The 19274-nt window shown below is 37.4% G+C and carries 5 protein-coding genes; 3 read left to right on the top strand and 2 right to left on the bottom strand.

The window, feature by feature from the left end:
* The first annotated feature begins 42 nt into the window (after positions 1-42).
* Both D1818_RS14520 and D1818_RS14515 read left to right on the top strand, forming a co-directional pair.
* Positions 43-15060 (top strand): T9SS type B sorting domain-containing protein, encoded by a 15018-nt coding sequence (locus D1818_RS14520; RefSeq protein ID WP_158596965.1) that lies wholly within the window; start codon positions 43-45, stop codon positions 15058-15060.
* Between the two features lie 5 nt (positions 15061-15065).
* Entirely contained in the window at positions 15066-16043 is a 978-nt protein-coding gene (locus D1818_RS14515; protein ID WP_118459719.1) for a type IX secretion system membrane protein PorP/SprF, read from the top strand.
* Between the two features lie 49 nt (positions 16044-16092).
* Here the strand turns inward: D1818_RS14515 and D1818_RS14510 are convergent, their stop codons facing one another.
* Both D1818_RS14510 and D1818_RS14505 read right to left on the bottom strand, forming a co-directional pair.
* Positions 16093-16491, bottom strand: coding sequence for a DoxX family protein (locus tag D1818_RS14510; protein WP_118459718.1), 399 nt, complete (start codon positions 16489-16491; stop codon positions 16093-16095).
* A 54-nt stretch (positions 16492-16545) separates the two neighbouring features.
* Positions 16546-17697 carry a DNA polymerase III subunit delta' gene (locus D1818_RS14505; protein WP_118463763.1) on the bottom strand — a complete coding sequence of 384 codons (1152 nt, stop codon included), beginning with the start codon at positions 17695-17697 and terminating at the stop codon, positions 16546-16548.
* A 215-nt stretch (positions 17698-17912) separates the two neighbouring features.
* On the opposite strand from D1818_RS14505, the gene pgk reads away from it, so the two are divergent.
* Positions 17913-19100, top strand: a complete 1188-nt coding sequence (pgk, locus tag D1818_RS14500) for a phosphoglycerate kinase (protein ID WP_118463760.1) — start codon at positions 17913-17915, stop codon at positions 19098-19100.
* Positions 19101-19274: the final 174 nt, after the last annotated feature.

The following is a 19274-nucleotide window of genomic DNA, read 5'->3' as shown; positions in this document are numbered from 1 at the left end:
AAAAATACTAGAATGAACAACACAACTCAAATAAAGCAGCTTATGAAAACACTAGTACCCAAAAAAGCTGTACTGTTAATAATATTAATTGTTTTCGGTACCATAAGCAATATCAGTGCACAAGAATCAGTTCCTCTTACTCCTAGACCGGGAGCGCAATTCAGCAATATCAGAGGAAACATGGTGATGACAGGTAATGACATCGTTGGTGTAATTGAAGATGATGATGGAAACACTTTTACCAATCCAAATAGGAGCTATAATGGTAATGATAATAATGGTAATTATGTCACTGCTTTTATTGATGTTGATAATGACCCAACAACATTTAGTTCTAGTGAGGCGGGTTTAACAGTACCGAGAGAAGATTGTAGTCGACTAGTATACGCGGGGTTGTATTGGTCTGCTAATTATTATATGGCCAGAGAGGATAGTCCTATTGATGATACTGATGATGAGATTTCAAGTTTTTCGGTAACAGGTACGTCTTTAATTATTAACAATGGCCCTTTAGCACAAATGTATACTGCAAGGAATTCTGAGTTTAGTAATGATAACTCAGATATTGAATTTGATCCCGTAACATCATATTTGGTAGTGGCACAACCGGTAAATGGTTGCGGTATTACAAATGCGACAGACCTAAACGGTAATATTGCAGTTATTAGGGATGGAGGAAGTTGTTCTTTGCGAGAAAAAGTAGTAAACGCACAGAACGCAGGTGCAGTTGGAGTTGTGATAGTAAATGATGGAGGTCTTTTACCAAGGATGACAGGAAATGGCCCTGTAATCAACATTCCTGCTGTATCGATAGGAAATGATGATATAACTAATGCTAATTTTACTAATGGGGATTTAATACCACTACTCCAAGCAGAAACCAACGTTGTATTAGCAACTTTATCAACTAGTAGTGGTAATGATTGGCTGACTAGTCTTCCTCTTACAGATCCAAGAAAAGAAGGTCCTGCAGATTTTAGAAATGTAAAATTTAAGGTTCCAGGTGGTAGCTATGTAGATGTAACGGCTAGTAGTGTTGTTTTTGATGGATATAGAAATACGCCTACGAACCCTTTAGGAGATACAGCTAATGATGAAGTTCCATATGTTTGTTATGCGGATGTAACCAGCTTAATAGATCCTGACAATCCTTTTGGTACATACACTGTTGCCGATATGAATGCCACTCAAGGTTTTACTTCTGGTGGAGATGGAGCCTGTGGAGGTTGGTTTCTGGTAGCTGTTTACGAAGATCAACAAGAATCGGCTAAATTTATTAGTGTAAGTGATGGATTTGTTCAAATTTTTAGAGGTCAGGCTCCATTACAGTTTACATATAGTGGGTTTACAACGCCCACTGGAGTAAACGAACCTGTTAATGTAAGATACGGTACTGCTTCTTTAGAAGGGGATACTAGTTTAGGTGGTGATGAGCTAAGAATAATGAATACAGCTGGCGGGCTTACTGCATTAGGACAGGGTAATGCATCTGCAAATCCAACAACTAATTTTTTCAACGGATCTATATCTTTTGATGGTAATTATATTACAGATCGAACGCCAAATTCAGAAAACACACAGGGGTTCGATATGGATTATTTTGAACTTCCGAATGTTACAAAGGATTTAGTTGGTAATGGACAAACATCTGCTACCTTCGAGTTATTTACAGACCGTGATCGATATAGTGTATTTTTTAACGCCTTTTCCGTTACCATTATAGAACCTGAATTAAGGATCATTAAAAAAGTTTTTGATTTAGATGGTTCTACAGAAATAACTGGTGGCAACGTAGAGTTAGGCGATGAAGTTTTTTATGACTTGGAAATTGAGAACATCGGTAACGAAGATTTCGTTGATGGTACAGTAATTATTACAGATATTTTACCTCCTAACACTAATTTATTGGGAGTAGTTGATGCTACATTACCTCCAGGAGTTACCTATTCCGAAGTGTCACCGGGAGTATTAGAGTTTAATATTCCTTCAAGTATTGTTGAGACTCCAAATGACGAACCAGTTGGAGATGGAGATGCGCCTATCTTTATACGTTTTAGGGCACAGCTGGTAAGTAGCTGTGAGGAATTAAGAGATGCTTGTTCTGATGTAATAACAAATTCGGCTACGGCGACATATACAGGATTACAATCGGGTACTCTTGGAAGCACTACAAGTAGCTCACAATTAGGTGTTTGTGGAGATCAGTTAAATGAAGCTTCTAATATATTGGTTAATGTTCCGGCATGTCAATTAGATGTCACTTTTTGTAATGATGACTTATTGCTAGTAGCAGGTACTGGTTATAATCAATATACCTTAACAGGACCCGGTATAGCAACTCCAATTGTACAAACTGGTCCAGGAGCTAATGTTTTTGATGTTCCTAACCCTCAAACAGGAACGTACACTATTTTTAAAGAAGATACTGACGGGGTTGATCCTAGTTGTATGTCACTTACAGAAGAGTTTACGGTAGAAGATTTTAGAGATATTACAAATCCTGTTTTGGATTATGTTAATGGTACAACTATAGTAACAGAAGATTGTAGTGGAGTTCCAATTCCACAAATTCTGTTATGTGGTGATCAAACATTATTATTGGAAACTAATTTTGATCCATCTAGTTTGGATGATATTTCTTGGCAACGATTAGTTCCTTCGGGATCTTGTGTGTTGGATCCCAATGATCCATGTTCTTTATTAGATGGTAATTGTACCGATGCTAATTGGGTAGAAGTTACTGGTGGAAATACTCCAAGTTATACAGTTTCGGAAGCAGGTGATTATAGAATTCTTGCCGAGTTTGATGGTGGATGTGAGATACCGTTTTATTTTAGTGTATTTAAAAATGATTATCAGCCAGATCTTACCATGAATCCAATAGAATGTGGTAGTGATGGTAGTGTAAGTGTGGTAAATGTGCCAACAAATTTTGCATTTAGTTTAAATCCAGGAGGACCTTATACAAATACGACAGGTATTTTTGCCATTTCTACGGCGGGAGATGTAACGGTTTACGCAATTGACACCACTTTTCCTGGATGTGAATATTCTGAAACAATTAATGTACCTTCAATAGATCCATCTTTTAGTGTTACAGGTGTTGACCCTAGTTGTGTTAATGATGATAATGGAACAGGATTTGGTAGAATTAATATTAGTGTAACGGGAGGAATACCGGAATACCAATATACAATTTCTAGCCCTGCATTAGGAGCAGCAGATCCAATTATTGTTCCTAATAGTAGCGCTAATAATGGGAATTATACACAGAATAATTTACCTGCGGGAACATATACTGTAGAGGTAATTTCTAATAGACCTACACCAGAATGTGTTTTTGATGCAACGGTAACTATCAACCCTGCACCTGCTTTTGATGCAGAGGTGGTATTATTAGCACCTGAAACTTGTGATAGTGGAGCTTTAGTGCAAGTAAACGTTTTAAATGGTTCAGGAAACTACTTATATGATAATGGTGATGGTAATTTTGTAGCTTGTAATATTTTCGAGATTCCTAGTCCTGCAAACCCAGCTACTACATATACCTTCAGAATAAGTGATAATAGTGTTCCTAGTGGTTCACCAGCTTGTGTTATTTCTGCAAGTATTGATAATATAACGCCGTATGAGCCAATTGTAATTGACAATGTTACGGTTACTCAACCTCCTTGTCCTGGAGACACAGGACAAATACAGGTAGATGTTTCGCCAACAGTAGCAGGAAGATTATATACATATCAACTTTGGGATTGTGCTGCAGATCCAAATTGTGGTAACGGTATTAGTGACCCTGCTGATCCGAACGATGAAGACCCAAGTTTATGGACTTTGGTTAATGATATTAGTTCTACAGGAAGTCAAACGATTACTTTTACAGGTGTTCCTGACGGCAATTCATATGTAGTTCAAGTAACTCACGCTAATACTACACCTGCAATTACAAATCCTGACTGTTCTTTTCCGGTACCGGAGCCAATAATATGTCCAGTTACACAATATGGATTTTCCATTAGCTCTCCAACAGGAATTACCGCTGATGTTACTTTAGATAGACCTTTAAGTTGTATTATAGGTAGCGAAGATGCTATCATACAAGTAGATAATATAGCAGGAGGTTCTGGTTCTTATGAATGGAGTTTAGATAATGTTACGTTTACAAATGTAACAACTACTCCTTTTGATATTTTAGTAAGTACAGATGGTTCTTATACAGTATATATTAGAAACCAAGGAAGTGCAGATTGTGCTGCTCCTTTTACTATTAATGTTCCAGCACTTATACCAATTACTGATATCACATTTAGTCTTGGTGACGGAGATTGTAACAGTCAAAGTTCTGAAGTTAGTTTTGAAGCACAACCTCCATTATCTGCTGCAGACATAGCAGCTGGTGTTGTGTATGAATATGATGTATCACCTGATCCTGCAACAGGGACAGGTGCAACAGGTAACACAGGTTTTTTAACTACTAATAGCTATACTTTTGTTCAAGGCATTATTACTTATACTGTTACTGCGAGAAGAAGCGATGATCAATGTACATTTAGTGATGATTATAGAGTAGATGTTATTGATCCAATAGATATAACGAATGCAGTGGAGACTACCCCTGTAGTTTGTGTAGGAGAAAGCAATGGAGCGTTATCCTTTAATGTCATTAATAGCACGTCTTTTGATTATATTGTTACATTGACATCTAGTGGAGCCGTTGTTGATTCTGGAAATGGTATTACTACAAGCCCTGTAAATGTTACAGGATTGGCTGCAGGTAATTATACAATAACGGTTACCGATACAAATCCTGGTGGTTCAGGATCACCATTAAATTGTTCTGATACTGCAACAGTTGATATTACCGAACCAGCAACACCTTTAACTTTTACTACCTCAGCTACAGAAACTAATTGTGGTGCAGATACTGGAACCATTACGGTTACAGCTAATGGAGGAAGAGGAAACTATCAATACAGATTGTTAGACAGTGGAGGTGGAGTACTTGTAGACTATCCTAATACCAATAACGTATTTACCGGATTAGCAGCAGATACCTATACAATTTTTGTTAGAGATGGTAATTCTGCTACTGCTTGTGAAATCAATAACACAGAGACAATAGTTCAATCTGCTTCACCTACAATTGCTTTGGCAACAGGTGGAGATAATTGTTACGATGGAACAGATCAAGCAACTCAATGGGTAACAATTACTCCTGGAATACCTACACCTTTAGGTCCTTTTGAATATAGTCTTAATGGAGGAACTGGAGTTGCTATAACGTTTTTACCAGTTGCAACACCTGCTCCGGCAAATACATTCGAAATTCCTAATCTTACACCAGGAAATTATACGGTTGTTGTTACAAATACAGCAACAAATTGTTCTACCGCTGCGTTACCTTTTACAATAAACCCAGAACTTACTATTACTGCGGATTTGGCAAACGATATTAATTGTAATGAAGATGCTAATATAACTTTTACTGCCGCTGGAGGAAGTACAGTATATACACAATTTGATTTGTATGCTCAAGGTTCACCACCGACGTTAGTGCAAGCAAATATTACATCTCCACATACAATATCAGCTCCTGGAACTTATGTTATTCAGGTTACAGATGATCAAGGATGTACTGCGTTTTCTAATCCAGAAACGGTAACTGTATATGAAGCTATTGCTACAAGTACACCAGCAATTACAAATCCGGATTGCCCTAGTGAGGATGGTTCAATTACGATTACGGTTACGGCTGGAGAAGGTCCTTTTACCTACGTTTTAGATGGAACAACTACAATAGGACCTACTGGAGACACTACTATAACATTTGCGAATGTTCCTGTAGGTGCTCACGTAATAACTATAACCGATGGAACAGTTACTACACCTGCGTGTACACTAGATGTTAGTGCGACTATTACAGCACCAACTCCAATTACAGCAGATATTGATATTACACAAGAGTATAGATGTGATGCTGCAGGGTCAAGTACAACTCCACAACTTGGAGAAATTACTATATCTAATCCAGCAAATGGAACACCTCCATATGCTTATAGTATTGACGGGGTAGATTTTAGTAATACAACTGGAGTGTTTACAGGGTTGACAGATGGAACGTATACATTATACATTAGAGATGGCAGTACTGTTTCTTGCCCAGAAAATTTAGGGCAATTAACAATTGAGCCATTAGTTCAGGTAATTGATCTTTCTTTTGCTGCAACACAAGTGCAATGTCCAAGCTTGACTTCCGAAGTGACTGTGACAGCTACATTAGATGGTACTAGTACGGTAATGTATGAAATTACTGCTCCGGCCGCACAAGGGCCCAATAATACAGGTGTTTTTCCAAATCTTATATCAGGAACAACGTATACATTCTTAGCAAGAACAGATACTGACGGTTGTGTGTATACGGAAACCTTTACAGTCCCTACTGTTGATTTTATAGCGGTGAATGCTACTGTTGTAAATGAGCCATTATGTAATGGACAGAGCAATGGAGAATTGTCGTTTACCGTTTCTGGAATTGATTTAATTACTGAAACTTATGCATATGAGGTTTCTATTGGAGGTACAATTGTTGCACAGGCTACAGGCCAAAATACAGCAACAATTCCTACTGGCGATATATTAGCTGCAGGAACTTATGACATTTTAGTAAGAGATGAAAGAACAGATTGTACGGCTACTGATCAGGTAATTATTGGAGAACCTGATGTAATTACTTTTACAATAGATCCATTGATACAAGATTGTGTTGCTAACACGAGTACGGTTACCATTAGTAATGTGATGGGTGGAAGTGGCACTGGTTACACATGGGTTTTAAATAACTCTGGAGGAACAGCAGTAGGTCCTAGTAGACCCGTTACAGATCCTTATTTAAACGTTCCGAATGGAACAGGATATCAAATCATTGTATCAGACAGCAATTCTTGTGTATCAGTAACACAAACGTTAGATATTAATCAATTACCGCAGATAGCAGCTAGTATAGACACTGGTTCTGATTTCTGTTTAGATGATGGAACAGTAAGTTTCACGATAAACATTGACGGAACAAACTCTGGAACACCGGATTATGTTTATAATGTTGCTCTTGGTGGAACGATAGTGATACCAGATACCAATGTAGGTGCATCAACAACATTTACGACAACTCCTGGATTAACACAAGCAGGAACATATACAATTACAATAACTGATAGTAATGGGTGTCCAGTTACACTTACCGAGACTATAGAAGAAGCCGTTACACTTGATGTTACTCAGGTAGATATTGCTTGTAATGTAGCAGGTGTTCCTCAAGACGCCTCCTTTTCTTTTGTTGTGAATGGAGGGTATACACCTTATGATATAGCAGTTTCGTTTAATAGCGGAGCTTTTGTAGATCATCTCACCAATGTTACAGCACCTTTTACAGATTATATTGCTACTTCTGGAGCTGGTACATATGAATTTAGAGTTACTGATGATAGAGGATGTACGTTTACTACATCACCTTTTACAGTTACAGATCCAGTACCACCAACAATTACTGCACCAGATGTTAATGTTGATTGTTTTGGAGACACGGGAACTGTTGTTGTTACAGTGACAGGAACAGAAACTCCTTATGAAATAGATTTTAATGGTGCCGGATTTGTAACTATTACTGGAACACAGATTAGTTTTCCAAATTTAGCGGCTGGAACATATAACTATACTGTAAGAAGTAGTCGAGGGTGTTTATATCCTTTACCAACAGGAGTTGGTAGTGTAGATGTAATAGAACCAAGTGTTATATCGGGATCCGGTACAGGTAATCCTGTTACCTGTGATGATGGATCGACTGGAAATCCATCAGGAAATGTTTTAGGTTCTGTTGATCTTACAATCACAGGAGGTACTGGACCTTTTATTTATACATTAGTAGAGGCAAGTAACTTATTTGCGAGACCGTTAGTTCCTGTTGGAGGTGTTACTCCAAGTAATCCAATTCCAGCTACAGCTAGCACTAGTATTACTTTTGGTGATGTTGATTTCGGACAGTATTATGTTTTTGTAGAAGATGCTAACGGTTGTACGGATGCTAGTCCGTTTGGACCATTTGATGTATTTTCTCCTATAACGGATTTACAATCAGTTGTTACTGCGACTGCCACCTGTCCAGGAGGGGTTGTTTTTGATATTGAGGTACAGGGAGGTTCAGGTATAGACGGATCTAATCCACCACCAGGATTTGAAATTCGTATCGTGGGAGAACCTTCGCCTGGATTAGGAGATTTTGTGCCTTTAAATGATGTTCCTGCAGGAGCTACAACTATTGATGCAACTACGCCGATTAGAGATCATCGTTATGGTGGTATGACTGCGGGTGCGTTTGATGTTTTGGATTTTAACAGAACTTATATTTTAGAAGTTAGAGACCTTGCAACTGGATGTATTTATCAAGAATTGGTACCTCCATTAGCACCTCCTTCTTCACCTACAATTACTCAGAATTCACTTTCAGATGTTTCATGTAATGTGTCACCGGCTTTGGATGATGGAGAAATTACTTTTACGGTTTCTGGATACGACCCAGGAGTTACATCTATTGAGTGGGAGGTTTTTGACCAGATTACTAATGTTAGTTTGGATGTTAGTTTGGCACCAGGGGTATATTCAGGTTCAGCACCTGTAGTAAGCCCAGCTCCGTTACCTGTGACAATAACTGATTTCCCTCCAGGTCAATACTATGTGGTTGTGAGGGAAGGTACAGCACCATTTTGTCCTTCTAGATTAGATTTTATTATTGATATTCCAGATCCATTAACTTCTATAGCAACAAATCAAACTCCAGCTAATAGCTGTGGAACAAATGCTCAGGTAATTATGGATACCGATGGAGGTACACCTTTTGCAATACCACCAACTGCGGACGGATATACTTATGCGTTAGTACCATCACCTTCTGTAGATCCAGGGACGTATCCTTTAAACAGTAATGTCATTGATTTAGGAAACACAAATGCACAAGTACAAGACATCTGGGTTGCTGATGCTAATGGATGTAGTTTTGGACCAATTACGGTAACTACAGTGGTAAACCCATTACCAACTGTAGTAGCTAACTTTATCGATGATTGTGCGTATGATAACAGTAACATAATTGATATTGATGGAACAGGTTTAGGTACTTTATTATATCAATTAGACGGTGGAACTGCAGTTGCTGGAAGTATAGATAATAACAACCACCAATTTATAGTTTCTACTCCAGGAACATATACGATAACAATAACAGATGATTCCGGTTGTTCGGCTAGTACTCCAGTTACTGTATATGGTGAATTGACAATTAGTGCTGCATTTACGACGGCTCCTGATTGTGAAAATGCTACAGGTGTTATCGAAACAACAATTGCATCAGGGGTTGTACAAGGTACATTAACTTATGTGCTACAAGATGGAACGGGAACACCTACTGGAAATACTACAGGTGACGCTACTGGTATTTATACCGGTGTAGCTCCTGGAAGTTATATAGTTGTTGTTACAGATGACGGAAGAGGAACAACACCATTCTGCTCGTTTTCTGCTCCAGTAAGTATAGACGCACCGACACCACCAGTGTTAGTGCCAGAAACTACTTTTGTAACCTGTATAGGTGATACGGATGGGGTAATAACAGCCGCATTAACGGTTGCATCAACAGATGCAGATCCAGCCGTGACCTATCAATATGAAATTATTGCTGGGCCGGTTACGAGACCACTGCAAACGAGTCCTGTTTTCTCTGGTTTAGGAATTGGAACTTATACAGTACAAGTAACAGTTACAAAGCCAAATGGATCACTTAATGTAATTTGTTTGGATACTGAAGATTATATTATAGATCAGCCTTCAGATCCTTTAGCAACTGTTGTAATAGAAACACCATATGGCTGTACAGGAGCCGTAGTTAATTTTCCAGTAATAACGGTAGACAATTTTAGCGGTGGTAATGCACCATATGAAATATCGTATACTGATCCTTCAGGGAATGTTGTTGGACCAGTAGATCCTGCAACTTTAGACACTGATGCAGGTTTAGCGGGGATTCAAATTATAGCAAATGAAGCGGGTAATTATACATTTACAATATTCGATGTAAATGATTGTCCTAATGTTCTGGCACCATTACCGATACCGGTGTTCCCAGTGATGACTGACGCGGTTGTAAATCTAGTTACAGGCATTAACTGTACTACGAATACAGAAGAGGTTACAGTAACAGTAACAGGTGGAACAGGACCATTCGATTTTATAGAAACTAATGGGGCAGTACCATCTCAATTAGGAGTTCCTTCAGGAGGCGCTACAACTACAAGTGCATCCTTCTTTTTACCAGGAGTAGGTAATTATACGTTTAGAGTATTTGATCAAGGTACTCAATGTTCTATAGAGACATTACCTTATAATATTATTCCTTATGATACCATAGAGGCAGAAATAGCAGTAGTTACTCCAGACATTTTGTGTTTTGGTGACGCTACAGGTAATATTGAACTTACCGTAACCGGACATAGTGGTCTTTATAACTATACGGTAACGAATACAACGACAGGAACTGTTACGGGACCAATCGGAGCAGATACTACGGTACAAAACCCTATAACGATAACAGGTTTAGAAGCAGGAAGTATTGAGGTGTCAATAACGGATCCGGTTTCAACATGTGAGGACACATCCAATGTGGTTACCATTGCGCAACCAGCTGAGTTGATATTAACTTTTACAGGAAATGATGCTGGGTTCTGTACCTCTGATGGTAGAATACGTGTAGAGGCTAGTGGTGGTACACCACCATATACTTTTACTGCAGATGATGGAGTGAATCCTGTATTTACAAATAATACTGGAGATTTCTCTTTACCTGGATCTGTGGCTGGTACTCCTTATATTGTAACCGTTACAGATGCAAATAGTTGTTCTTCAAACCCAGGAGCAATACCTTTTAACGTATTTGTGACTGCTGATCCAACTTTAAATCCGCTTACGGTGGATGATGTATGTACCCACGATGGTAGTTATGTAATTACGGCAAGTGGAGTTAGTAATGTAGGAGTTCCTCCAGGAACAGGAGCTTTACAATTCCAGTTAAATGGAGGAGCAATAGAAGATGCTAATAATGGATTAACATCTACTAATATTACTGTCGGTACTCCAGGGACATATACAGTAACGGCATATGACGAGAATGGATGTCCTACAAATACAGAGTCTATAACGATTTTACCGGAGTTGATAGCTTCTGCAGATTTCACAGTAGATCCAACATGTAGAAACCTTGATGGTACAATTACAGTGACTGTAACCGGTGGTTCAGATTTCGGTACAAATCCTGGTAACTTTACATTTACATTAAGAGATGAGGGAACAAATGCTATTGTTGCTGGACCACAGGTAGGAAACAATATATTTACTTTAATAGCAGCTGGAGATTACATTGTAGAAATCAGTGATATTAATATTCCTGCCATTACAGCACCTTGTTCTATAGTTATCGATGTACCTGAACTTGCTGTGCCTGTTGATCCAATAGTAACTGCAACTGCAACTCCGATATCTTGTATCGGGGCAACAGACGGTACGGTAACAGCGACTCTTGATCCTACAACAGACGATGATGGTCCTTATACATATCAAATATTTGTAGATATAGGAGGAGGAGTTCCTGGTGTGCAAGTAGGTGTTGATCAAATAGACGACCCTGTGTTTACCGGACTTGCTACTGGAGACTATGTTGTAGTAGTAACTTCTGATAGAGATTGTTCAGGTCAGGACACTATTACTGTTCCTAACGCAACACAAGTTACAGCGGTTGCTGCTCAAAGTAATTATAGTTGTAATCCTGCAGATAACAGTGAAGTTTTCCCAGTGATTACTGTTACAATTGAAAACGGCATACCTCCTTATACAGTTACTTATGTTACTCCTTCCGGAAATACAGTGACAGTTATAGATGTTGTTGATGCCAATGGAAACCCTGCTGATGGAGTGCAATTAGAAATTCTAGCAGATGAAGAAGGTGATTATGCAATTACAGTCACTGATTTTAACGGTTGTAATACCGCTCCAGACGTTACTATAATTGAGACTGTTAATCCATTCCCAATTATGATTAATCCAGCGGTTACAGTAGTTACAGATATTACCTGTGCGGTAGATGAAGAGGTAACTGTATCTGTGCAAGGTGGATCTGGTGATTTCTTATTTGAGCTAATTGATAATGCAGGAGCGGTAATTAATCCACCAGCACCTGTTGATACTCCAGCTGGTACTTTTACTGCTAATTTTGTACTACCAAGACCTTTGGGAATTTATACTTTCAGAATAACGGATCAAATCACAATGTGTACGATTACTGTTACGCATGAAATTGATGAGTTTGATTTTGTTGAATTGATTGCTGCACAAGAAACTCCCGAATCTTGTTTAGGAGATGCAGATGGTACTATAAACATTTCAATTACAGGATATACAGGTCCTTATACCTTTACGATCCTTGATGAAAACGGAAACCCAACAGCGTTCTCTGGAACAGGAGACACAACAACAGATCCTGATCCATATATTTTACCAGTGTCTTTACCACAAGGTTTATATATTGTAGAAATAGTAGAAACTGCGGATCCATTATGTACTGAGCGATCTAATGCAGTAGCTGTAATGGGGCCAGGTTCTCCTATTGTAACTGCAATATCACCAATTAATATTGTAGAGTCTTGTTTACCTGGTGCTGATGGATCATTCCAGGCATCTGTTACAGGAGCTCAAGGAGCTGTAACATATACACTAACTCCTGGAGGGGTAACAAATACTACTGGATTGTTTGAAAACTTAACTGTCGGTTTATATACTGTTACTGCAGAAGATAGTCAGGGATGTACAGATGATGAGCAATTTACAATACAAGCGCCAAATGCTATAATTGTAGACCCTATTGCTGATAGTAGTGTAACTTGTTTTGAAGACACAGATGGTACTATTACTGTAGTGGCAAGTGGAGGTCAAGGACCAGGAACGTATTTGTATACTTTAACATTCCCTGATGGAACAACGACAAGCGGGCCTCAGTCTGTAAATGTATTCAATAATTTGGGTGCTGGAACGTACACAATTACGGTTTCTGATAACCTTAATTGTACAGCGACGACAACAGCAATAATTAACGAACCAAATGAGGTTACGGTAAATATAGATAGTGTAACACAGGTAACTTGTGATATTAACACTATCGACGTTACAATAAGTGGTACTAGTGATGTAGCAATTACAGAATACTATTATATAGATCAAGATGGAAATCAGGTCGCTAATGGTGGGTCTGGAGTTTTCACTGGTCTTGGAGCAGGAGAATATCAATTCTTCGTAGAAGATGTAAACGGATGTAGATCTCAGTTGTCATCACCAGTTCCTGTAATACCTATTAATCAAATAGCAATTACTTTAGATTTGAGTGCTGCAATGATCAATTGTTTCAATGAAGAGACAGCGATTATCGATGCCTCAGTGACAGGTGGTATTGGAGACTATATTTTTGAATTGACGAATAACACAACTGCCCAAACTTGGGGTCCACAGAGTGAGAGTGAATTCCGTGATCTACCACCGGGTAACTATACATATTTGGTAAGAAGTGATAGAAATTGTGTTTCTCAGGTTGATTTTGATATTATAAATCCTGCAGAGTTTGAAAATATCCCACCTGAGGTAACAAACGTAGTTTGTTTTGGAGAAGATAATGGATCCATTATTGTGTTTGCAGCTGGTGGTACTCCAGATTATTCTTTTGCAATTAGTACCGATCCAGGTCAATTCTTTAATGATGCTTCAGATAATGTTCCTAATCAGCATACGTTTACGAACCTTGTTCCCGGAGTGTATCAAGTATTTGCACAAGATTCTAATGGTTGTGGACAAGTATATGATGTAACGATAGGAGAACCAGATCAGTTAATGGCCAATATTGTAGGATCAGTAACGGCAGAGACATGTGCTGACGCTAATGATGGAGCAGTTACTATAGATATTACGGGTGGTACACCTCCTTATTTTACAAGTATTACGGGCAATGATAGTGATTTTGTAGAAGGGCTATTAACATATATGGATCTTCCAGGAGGTATTACTAATATTTTTATTAGAGATTCTAATGATTGTCCGATTACGTTACCTGTAGATATTCCAGAAGGAGCTATTCTTAATGGAGTAATGAGTCCACGAGCAGATTGTCCTATTTATAATGACGATGGTACAGTGAGTCAGCCACCAGTATATTATATAGATTTTGTGTTAGGTGACGATTCTGTTGATACAGATATCATTTATAACTTAGTGTCAACTGATGGAGGAATTAGCCCAGGTGATAGTCTATCTCCGTCCTTTGTTGTTCAGCCAGGAGAATATCAAGGAACAATGACATATACCCCAACAGGATGTGTGTTTGATGCAGGATTGATTCTAATTGAGCCGTATGTTCCTTTACTTCCACCTGTTGCGATTATGACTAATAACCCTCAGGATCCAAATGAATATGAAATTAGAATAGGAGGAACTGAACCATATAATAATAATTACACCTATTTTGTTGCGATTATTCCAAATGGATCAACACTGAACGATTTGGTAGACTCGGATTATAGGGAATTAGATACAAATATTTTCTCGATTGATGAGACTAGTTTTTATGCTCTTAGAGTAGTCGATAATAGTTTTAATAATTGTGTGATAACCTCATCACAAGAGTTAATATTTATCAATATTGTTATCCCTAATTACTTTACTCCTGATGGAGATGGCACTAATGATACTTGGTATCCAAGACAGGATCCTTTCAGAGATCCATTCTTCTTCGGTAATATGGAAGTTAAGGTATTCGACAGATATGGTCGATTATTAGCACAGTTTGTCGGAGATCAAGGCACAAATAATGGTTGGGACGGAATTTACCAAGGAAGTGAATTGCCATCGGGAGATTATTGGTTTACAATTATCCTGAATGATATTGATAATAGAGAGTTTACAGGTCACTTTACTTTATACAGATAATAAGTATGAGAACGTACACAAGACATATGATAATAGCTATAGTTTTATTAATGACTATAGTAGGCAATAGAAGTTATGCTCAGGAGTTTTTTGCACCAGTTCAGAACCAATATATCGCAGATAATCCATATTTAATTTCTAGTGCCTATGCAGGTGTGGGAGATTGCTGGCAGGTTCGTGCTTCCGGTTTTGAACAATGGGTAGATATCGCGGATGCCCCAGGGACTCAATCGATATCTATAGATGGTCGTATTTCTGATCGTTCAGGAGTAGGTGCAATCTTGTTTAATGATAAAAACGGAGCTACCTCACAGAAAGGTGTTCAGTTATCGTTTGCACATCATTTAACGTTGAACGAGTATACTAATCAGTATTTATCTTTTGGTATTAGTTATAAATTTACACAGTTTGGTATTGATACTTCCCAGTTTAATGATGGAGACCCGGACTTACCACCTAGTGAATCCTTGGAAAACGTATCAGTGAATAACTCTAATTTTGACATTGGAGTACTGTATAGATTAGGACGATTTTTCTTAAGTGCCAATGCAGTAAATTTATTGCAGAAAGAGATAGATGATTTTAATCCAACAGAACCATCATCGATACAGAATTACTATGTGTATTCTGGGTATACTTTTTATGATCGATTTAGTGATATAGAGATAGAACCATCAGTGTTATATCAGAATTTCGCAGGTGATGGAAGGAGTACAGCAGATTTAAATTTAAAGGTAAGAAAGTTACATAGAGGAGATTATTATTGGGCAGGAATAAGTCTTAGATCATTAGTGGATCAGGACTTTAAACCCCTATCAGTATCTCCAATGATTGGTATTAAAAAGGCCAACTTTTATGTTGCCTATGGGTATCAAGTTAATGTAAATGAGGTATTTGATGCAAGTAATGCTGCTGGATCCCATATGATTACTCTTGGAATAGATTTCGGGTGTAGGCAAAGTAAATGTGGATGTACATATTAAAAAAAAGCAAAAGAGCACTGTTTAAGTGCTCTTTTGCTTTTTAAACTTTTTAAGAGTTTACCACATATAGTCCAAAAATAGCTACGATAAAGTAACAAGTTATAGTTAAAGCTCCTTGATAATCCTTAGCAACACGTTGACCAAAAAGAAGCATTAGTAAGGTAAAACAACCAGAAAACATAGCCTCAGACGCATACCGTATTCCTCCATCGGCTATTAATTGATAAATTCCTAAGACACACAATACAGCAGTGATGATTTCTAAGATTAAAACAATACCAAGAAGTAAAGGAATCATCTTAGCCATAAAAGTAGCAGAGAAATGATCTTTTAACCAGCTTAGATTTCCTTTCCAATCTGTAATTTTGTCAATACCAGATTGTAAAAAAGTAATAAGTAAAAATAGTAAGATTGTAATAGAGACAATATGAGTCATAAAATTATACATACAAGTAATAGTTTTTAGTAAATTATCATAGTTTAAATAATAGCCAACTCTCCTTTAAGGGGTTTTATGAAGTAATCGTGTTAACTTAATGGATAAATCAGTTAGAATAATTTTAGCATTACCATTGCGCTCGATATGGTAGATAGCATCCTGAAGCTCATTGCTAATATCCATAATGTTTGCTCCGTGAATAAAAGGCGCAAAATTCTGAAGTTTAAAACCATTTGTTTGAGGTTCTAAAAACACAAGATCATCAGCTCCGTAATTTAATAAGAGCGCCTGTCTGAAAAAATCTAGACAGTAATTAAGAAATTTCTTTTGTGTTTCTCTTCCGGAACCAGCTATCGATTCACTCCAATTAATTAAATCATTAACAGCGGATTTATTACCCTTTGCTCTAAAAGCTGTTCGTACCCACTGTATAAACCAATCTTCAAACTGATCATCCCCACCATCGTGATGTAATAAATGTAATGCCTTACTATAATCCCCATTTGCTTGATGTGCAATCTTTAATGCTTCTGCATCAGAAAGGCCTTCAGATGCTTTTACAGCGTCTTTAATCACTTGCTCACCCAAAGGAGGGAAATGTAAAACCTGACATCGGGATCTTATGGTTTGTATCAATTGTTCTTCATCCTCAGCAATCAGAATAAAAACTGTTTTTTCTGGTGGCTCTTCGATTAACTTGAGTAGTTTGTTTGAAGCGGCGATATTCATTTTATTTGCCATCCATATCAACATCACTTTATAACCACCTTCATAACTTTTTAAAGATAGTTTTTTTACTACATCCAATGCTTCGTCTACACCAATTTGACCTTGTTTTTTTTCGATTCCCAATAATAGATACCAGTCAAAAATGCTTCCATATGGGTTTTCTTTTATAAAGGTTCGCCATTCTTCAGCAAAGTGATTTGCAGTAGGATGTTTTTTTACCTTATCATTGGTGGCAACAGGATACGCAAAATGTAAATCAGGATGTGCCAGATGATCAAATTTTAGATTACAAGATTGGATACCTCCCGTGTTTTCACCATCCTTATTTTGACATAAAATATACTGAGCATAGGCGATTGCCATAGGCAAAGTACCACTGCCATTAGGACCAACAAAAAGTTGCGCATGCGGAATACGACCTCGTTCTACACTCGTAGTGAGATAACTTTTAATATGTGTAAGTCCTAATATTTCCGAAAAAAGCATAGAGCAAATATAATTTAATAATGAAGAATATCTACAGACCGGTTTAGATATAATTAGAGAGAAATAAAATGTGATTTTTTCATTGAAAAGCATCTTTTTGCTAAAAATCGATAAAAGTGGAACTTTGTAGAAAAAATAGCACACTTTTTCCATTGGTTTTCAAAGTTTTTAAGGAAATAGAATTATTTTCGTTTGCGAAAAATCAATCCAATCCGATGAAGACAATCAATGATTTCAATTTTGAAAATAAAAAAGCATTAATTCGAGTAGATTTTAATGTTCCTCTAGATGAAAATTTTAAGGTAACTGATAGTACCAGAATTGAAGCTGCTAAACCAACAATTATCAAAGTACTAGAAGATGGTGGAAGTGCTGTTTTAATGTCTCATTTAGGTCGTCCGAAAGGAGTTCAGGATGAATTTTCATTAAATCACATAGTAGATGAGGTATCACAGGTAATCGGTGTACAAGTAAAATTTGTAACCAATTGTGTTGGTAAAGAAGCGGAAGATGCTGTGGCACAATTAAATCCTGGTGAAGTATTATTACTTGAAAACTTAAGATTTCATAAAGAAGAGACTGCAGGAGATACTGGTTTTGCTGAGCAATTATCTAAATTAGGCGATATTTATGTAAATGATGCTTTTGGTACAGCGCATAGAGCACATGCTTCCACAACAATCGTAGCACAGTTTTTTCCAGAAAGTAAGTGCTTCGGGGATCTATTATCCAAAGAAATTGAAAGTATTGACAAAGTACTAAAGAGCGGAGAAAAACCAATTACTGCAGTGTTAGGAGGATCTAAGGTTTCTTCTAAAATTACTATTATAGAAAACATTTTAGACAAAGTAGACCACCTAATAATAGGTGGTGGAATGACATATACATTTGTCAAAGCGCAAGGAGGAAAAATAGGAGACTCTATTTGTGAAGACGATAAGCAGGAGTTGGCTTTGGAAATTTTAAAGAAAGCAAAAGAAAAGGGAGTACAAATACACTTACCAGTTGATGTAATTGGGGCGGATGCTTTTGATAACAACGCGAATACGAGAGCAATGAGTGTTGATGCAATTCCTGATGGATGGCAAGGATTAGATGCTGGACCGGAAACATTAAAGAATTTTCATCAGGTGATATTAAATTCAAAAACAATACTTTGGAACGGACCATTGGGAGTATTTGAGATGGAAAACTTCGCAAACGGAACAATAACATTAGGTCATTCTATTGCCGAAGCAACGGAAAAAGGAGCGTTCTCTCTTGTAGGAGGTGGTGATTCAGTTGCAGCAGTAAAACAGTTTGGTTTTGGTGATAAAGTAAGTTATGTTTCTACCGGTGGCGGAGCGATGTTAGAAAGTTTAGAAGGAAAAACGCTTCCTGGTATTGCAGCAATCGGAAAGTAAATTGAATTTATCCTGTATAATAATAGGGTATAATTCTATAAATTAATTTCTTAGATTTATTTACTAATTAATAAAAGACACAAATTTTCGTAAGAAAAGTCTTAATAAAACTAAAAGTTATTAAAAATCAGTCATTTAGACTGATTTTTTTATGTTTTTAACTTGCTGATTTTT

The organism is Aquimarina sp. BL5 (genome assembly GCF_003443675.1).
Classification (GTDB): domain Bacteria; phylum Bacteroidota; class Bacteroidia; order Flavobacteriales; family Flavobacteriaceae; genus Aquimarina.
The sequence above is the reverse complement of the archived record's forward strand: the minus strand, read 5'-3'. Positions and strand labels throughout refer to the sequence as shown.